The 6,306-nt window shown below is 70.7% G+C and carries 3 protein-coding genes; 2 read left to right on the top strand and 1 reads right to left on the bottom strand.

Going from position 1 to position 6,306, the window contains the following annotated elements; all coding sequences use genetic code 11:
• Nucleotides 1-2,999, bottom strand: a 2,999-nt coding sequence (locus P1V51_25280) for an FG-GAP repeat protein (GenBank protein ID MDF1566369.1), incomplete at its 3' end; no start/stop codon positions are given.
• 115 nt (nucleotides 3,000-3,114) lie between these two features.
• On the opposite strand from P1V51_25280, the gene P1V51_25275 reads away from it, so the two are divergent.
• Both P1V51_25275 and P1V51_25270 read left to right on the top strand, forming a co-directional pair.
• On the top strand, nucleotides 3,115-5,250 hold the full coding sequence (locus P1V51_25275; GenBank protein MDF1566368.1) for a lamin tail domain-containing protein: 2,136 nt from the start codon (nucleotides 3,115-3,117) through the stop codon (nucleotides 5,248-5,250).
• A 339-nt stretch (nucleotides 5,251-5,589) separates the two neighbouring features.
• On the top strand, nucleotides 5,590-6,306 hold a 717-nt coding region (locus P1V51_25270; protein MDF1566367.1), incomplete at its 3' end, for a filamentous hemagglutinin.

Raw genomic sequence — 6,306 nt, 5'->3', positions numbered from 1 at the left:
TCGACCGGCGCGCCGCCCATGCGCGCCGCCATGGTGGCGAACAGCGCCCCCAGCATCCAGGCGAGCGGCACCGCCAGCGCGTGCGCCACCGCGCCCCCCGCGGCGGGCGCGGGCTGCGCGAGGCGGTCCCGCACCAGGGCGTCGTGCTCCACCAGCTCCCGCATCATGGCGGGGATGCGATCGAGGATCGGCTCGTAGGTCTCCTCCACCTGGACCCGGATCCCGGCGCGGTGGACGAGGCGAGCGGACTCCACGTCGAGGAGGGAGAAGTTGAGGATCGCCGAGCGACCGATCTGGCTGATGGTCCCCGAGAGCAGGCGGCCGGCGCCCAGGGAGCCCCCCAGCTCGGTGAGGCACTCCGAGGCCGTGTCCACGCAGCCCAGCAGCTGCTTCTGCTGCTCCAGGCCGAGGAGGCTGCCGATCTCGGCCCGCCCCAGGACGTCGTAGACGCCCAGGCGGGTCAGCTCGCTCTGGGCGAACTCGCTGAGGGCGTCGATCTCGACCCGCTTGGCCTCGTCGCCGCCCATCACCCCGAGGTAGGCGAGCTTGGGGCGCGCCGCTGCCTCCTCCTGCGCCCGGGCCGCCGAGGGGGCGAGGGCGAGGGCCGCCGGCAGGACGAGCAGCAGCACCCGCCGCCGCGAGAGCGCGAGGAGGAGGAGCCCGACGAGGAGCGCCGCGGCGCCGCTGCCGCTCCCCGCCGCCCCGCTGCAGCCGTAGGCCGAGGGCAGCTTCCCCCGCTCGAGCCACTCGATCTGGTAGACCCACGAGGCCGTCTCGCCGGAGCCGAGGTCCACCGAGGCGCCCACGTCGTAGCCGCCGGCGCCGCCGAGGGCCCGCACCTTGGTGCGCGCGATGCCGTCGCCGTCCGTCGGGGAGGCGTCGGCCTCGAAGGAGAGCTCGCCCGGCCCGCTCACCTTGGACCAGTCGACCTGCACGCCCTCGACCGGCGCGCCATCCACCCGCACCGTCACCTCCAGGTCGACCGAGGTGCCCTCCGCGACCTGGATCGTGTCCTCCGGTCCGCTCATCGTGAGCGCACCCGTGAGGGGCTTCGTCACATCGAAGCGGAAGAGATTGAAGTAGCTCTGGAAGGGAAAGATGGTCCGGACGTCGATGCCGACGTTTCCGGTCTGGCTGCCGAAGGTGATGGTGTTGGAGCAGCGCCCCTGGTCATCGAGCGTGCAGAGGGGATTGGCGAGGGTGTGGAACGCCTCGGCGCCATCCACGAACTTCCACTCGAGCTGGAAGCCCGCGAGGTCCGCCGGGGTCTTGAACTGCGGCGTCACCTGCACCCAGAAGTCGTAGGCGGTGTCGGTGTGGTAGGGCGGCGAGAGCTCCGGGGTGATGGTCCACTCCCCGAAGCTCCCGGGGTCGAAGGGCGCGAGGTCCCAGGTGTGCACCATGCCGCCGATCTCGACCTGCAGCCTCCCTCCGGTGGCGGGGGAGCGCACCGTCACCGTGGCCCAGGTGCGGCCGTCCCGATCCGTGTAGGTGGGGTTCACCGCGTTGATGCTCATCCCCTCGGGCGGGGTGCCCTCCCAGCTCCAGTTCGCCTCCACGTCCGCCCGGGGGTCGCCCAGGGCGTCGGTGACCGTCACCGCGAAGGTGTGATCCATCCCGGAGGAGACCGAGAGCGAGTCCACCTCCGGGTCCTTGACCTGGATGTCGGGCCCCGCCGGGGGAGCGCCGGCCGGGAAGAAGAGCAGGCGCTGGGTGCTGGCGCCGGGGGAGCCGACCACCAGGCTGGCGCCGCTCACCGCGTTGAGCCCCTCGGCGACGAGGAGGCCGGCGCCCATCTCCCAGCCCGCGTTGCTGTTCGTGAGGGACCAGGAGTCCGCCTGGACGGAGAGCGCGCCGCTGCAGCCGAAGGAGCTCGCCACCATCACGCCACCGGTGTCGGTGCCGGTTCCCAGCACGTACTCGTCGCAGCCGTCCCGGTCCCAGTCGGGGATCCGCGCCATCGAGCCCCCGATCGGGAAGGGGGTGTCGGTGCCCCGCAGCGCCTCGAAACCCGCCACCACCGGGCCGCCGCTGCCGCCCTGGACCCCGACGAGCACGCCGTCCCCGCTCCAGGCCCCGGGCGCCCCCACCAGGAAGTCGTCCTCCGGCCCCCCGTCGAGCTTCACCGGCGCGAGGATCCGCTCGCCGAAGCGGTCGTTCCAGCCGCCTCCGTAGTAGACCCCGGTGGTCGTCGCGGTGAGGTCGATCGCGCCCGCCGTGTAGGGTCCGGAGGCCAGGTAGACGCGGCCGGTCACGTCGGCCGACAGCTCGGCGAGCCCACCCGGCGCGCCCATGATCAGGCCCGCCGGCTGGCCGTCGCCCCAGAGCCTCGCCATCCCCAGCGCGGCGCCCAGCTCCTCGCTGCCGTCGCCCACCGCCGTCCCCCGGATCGTTCCGTCGCCCAGGTAGACGTAGACCGCCCCTGCCCCGGAGCCGGCTGCGGGAGCGCCCACGGCGAACTCCAGATCACCCACGCCATCGAGCTCACCCGCGGCGAGGGCGCTGCCGAAGGCCTCTCCGGCCTGGCCGAGCTGCTCGACCTGGGGGGTGAGGGTCTGGCTGCCCGGATCCCAGCCGAAGACCCAGACGGCGCCGCTCCCCGCATCGAAACCCGGCGCTCCGATCAGGAGCTCCCAGTAGGAGTCGGCGTTGAGGTCGACCGCCAGCAGCACGGCTCCGAAGCGCGCCGCGGTGTCCGGGGTGGTCCGGGGCTGCTGGAGGGCAATCTCCGGCACCGGTGGAGCGGGGACGAGCCCGGTCGGGCTCCCGAGGAAGATCTCCACCCAACCCCCGTTGGTCGCACCGGGCTCGCCCACCGCGAGGTCGAGGTGCCCGTCGCCGTTGAAGTCTCCCGCCGCCAGGGCCGAGCCGGTGCTCGGGCGGCCGAGGTACGACCAGGTCTGGGCGCTCTCGAAGGGCAGGATCTGGGCGTGGATCGCCCCGGCGGGCGCGAGCAGCGCCAGCAGGGCGAGGAGGCGAGAGCAGCGACGGTTCCCCATACCGAGCAGGCTACTTCAGGCCTCCCGGCCTCGAAAGTGCTGCCTCTCCTCCTGTCGAAGTCCGCCAGGGGTTGATAGCATCATGGGTTCAACGCCTCCGGAGGGACCCAAGGCCATGATGCACCCGTCGCGTTCGATCCTCTCGCTCTGCCTCGCCACCGCGCTGACCTTCCTCGGCGGCTGCCCCGAGAAGCAGTCGACCGAAGAGGAGGCCGTGGTCGTGCTGCCCGGCAAGACCGACAACTACCTCGCCCCCACCGCCCGCGAGTACCGGGTCGAGGGGACGACCACGGTCACCCTCGAGGCCTCCTACGCCGGCCTGCCGGAAGATCAGCGGCTGGAGCGGGCCCGGGAGCTGGTCTCCCTCAAGCAGGTGGTCATCGCCTGGTTCCTCAACGCCTACCTCATCGACAAGTCCAGCCACGACGACAACAAGGACTACGGCGGCTTCCGGGGCATGACCAAGAACGGCTCCTGGGAGGATCTGAACCTCACGCTGGTCTCGGGCGAGACCTACACCTTCCAGTTCATGCAGGAGGTCGGCGGCGCCAACGACCTGATCGATCGCCTCGACACGCGCGTCGACGCGGAGGGCGTCCACCACTTCGACCTGATCGTCGGCAAGATCTCCAACACCGACATGGCGAAGCTCGAGACCAACGCCGAGTGGTACCGCTCCTCCCCCTGGTCGGACTTCAACCCCGCCACCGTCGATCCGGCCCGGGTCGAGACCCTCGACCTGAAGATCACGCCCCAGCCCCGGAGCATCGACGCCTGGATCGACTACGGGCGGCTCTTCAACGACGGCAAGCTCACCGTCTCGGCCCACTTCGGCTGGGACTACCACAAGGAGTACCACCTCGTTCACAGCGAGGCCGTCTACGACTGGCTGATCGCCCGCGGCTTCGAGAGCCCGGTGGGCAGCTACGACGAGTACCTGCGCGACTCCGGCCCGCTGAAGCGCACCATCCAGGCCAACGGCAAGGCCGTGGAGGTCGAGGTCTCCCTCTTCTGGGGCAAGCCGGGCACCGACACCGATCCGGACACCGCCGCCGGCGGCATCCAGCTCGAGGACGACCTGCGGGCGGCGCTCGCCACGAACGACGTGATCATCTACAGCGGCCACTCGGGCGCCTTCTACGGCTTCGCCATGGCGAACTGGCGCATGACCGACGAGGGCGACCTCGACGACTCCGAGGTGCCCGGCCTCACGCTGCCCTCGAAGTACCAGGTGGTGCTCGCCGAGGGCTGCGACACCTACGGCATGGGCCAGGCCTTCATGATGAACCCGGCCAAGACCGCCCGGGACAACATCGACGTGATCACCACCACCTCCTTCTCGAACGCCGGCACCGCCTCGACGGTCACCGACTTCCTGAGGGCGGTGCTGGGCACCGACGCCGAGGGCAACCAGGTCGCCAAGAAGTACGGGGAGCTCCTCTCGGACCTCGACTCGAACTCCTCCTGGTTCCACACGATGTACGGAGTCCACGGTATCGACGACAACCCGCACGCCCACCCCTACGGCAACCCGGCGGGCCTCTGCGGCGAGTGCAAGGAGGACGCGGACTGCGGTGGCGCCGGGAACCTCTGCGCCAAGCTCAACGACCAGGAGCGGGTCTGCTCCTTCGAGTGCACCGCCGACGACGGCTGCCCCGCGGGCTACAAGTGCTACGACATCGCCCGGGGCTCCTGGCTGACCACCAAGGCCTGCGTGCCCGACGGCCTCTCCTGCGAGGCCCCCGAGCCCGAGCCCTCCTCGGGCGGCACGGTGATCCTCAACGAGATCGGCGCCGATCCGCCGGCCGACCTCTCCGGCGACTGGAACGGCGACGGCACCCGCAGCGCGAGCGAGGACGAGTTCGTCGAGCTCGTGAACACCACCGCCGAGCCCCTGCGCATCGGTGGCTGGACCTTCTCCGACGGCTACGGCGCGCGCTTCACCTTCCCCTCCGACGCGGTGATCCCCGCCCGGGGCGCGGTCCTGATCTTCGGCGGGGGGACGCCGGGCAACTTCCGGGGCGTGCAGGCCTTCACCTCCGAGCGGGGTCTGGGCCTGAACAACACCGGCGACACCCTGACCCTCGCCGACGAGCGCGGCTCCGAGGTCGATCGGATCACCTACGGCGCCGAGGGCGGGCAGGACGCCTCGCTGGTGCGCGGCACCGACGGCGATCGCTCCGCCGGCCTGGTGGTGCACGGCGGGGGCGGCGCGTCCCCCGGCACCCGGCAGGACGGCAGCGACTTCTAGGAGCGTTGCCAACGAGGCAAAGCGGAGCGCAAAGTAAACGTCCCGAAAAAGGAACGAGTTAACGGTCAGTTAAGTCGTCTCGAAACTGATTCTCAAACCTCGTTTCCGGTTTCGGGACGGAGCCCCCGAAATGCGAAAAAAGCCCAGCAAGGGTGGGTACTTCGGGGCGTTGTGGTAGAGTGTAAATCGTACATTTCGGGGCCTTGCACGGAGCGGTGAGTCGACCAGGTCATGCCTGGTTCAGCGACCCGCTCGCGGAGAGTCCGGGAGGAGTTCTCGGACGATTCCGGTGAGGCCCGAAAGTACCGCTCCCAACAAAAAGCTCCCACGAGGTACGAGATGCACTGCCGCGCTCCCGCGGTGCTGATCGTCAGCATCGGTCTATTCGTCTCTGCTCTGATCCTCCCGCGCGCTGCGTACGCCTGGCCGACGAAGTACACGAGCTGCTCGAGTTGCCATGCGGCGACGGAGCCGACCGCGAGCGTCACGACGGCCGTCGACGGCATCGTGACCACCCTGGCCTCGGTCGCACCGGGCGGCAGCTTCGAGATCGACTACAAGATCCTGAACATCGCCGGCGCCGGGGTGCTCGGCCTCGAGGTCGCGGTGCCCACGGGCTGGACCGTCGCCACCGGCACCAGCAACAGCCCGGCCATCCCCGGCTGGAGCACCACCTGGGATGCCACCTCCGGCGTCCCCGCGGGCTGGGCCACGGGCAACGGCTACAGCACGGCCAGCGAGTGGCCCAGCTCGCCCCAGGGCTACACCATCAACTTCGACACCACCGGCTGGGACTCGGGCAACCGGAACGCGGCCTTCGACAACGCGGGCGCCGGTGATCTCGACGGGACCGCGAACGCCATGGGCAGCGACCTCATCGTCACCGTCCCCGGAGGAGCGACACCGGGGGACTACCAGGTGACGGTCCTCGGGATCGGCCACAACGTGGGCGGCACCAAGGGCAACGTGAGCACGACGATCACCGTGACCGTCGGAGCCGCCGGTGACTCCGTCACCCTGGGCGCGGGCACCGACCCTGCGGCGGCCCCGTCGGTT

Source organism: Deltaproteobacteria bacterium (genome assembly GCA_029210625.1).
Taxonomy (GTDB): Bacteria; Myxococcota; Myxococcia; order SLRQ01; family SLRQ01; genus JARGFU01.
Note: the sequence above shows the minus strand (reverse complement) of the source record. Positions and strands in the feature narration are given on the sequence as shown.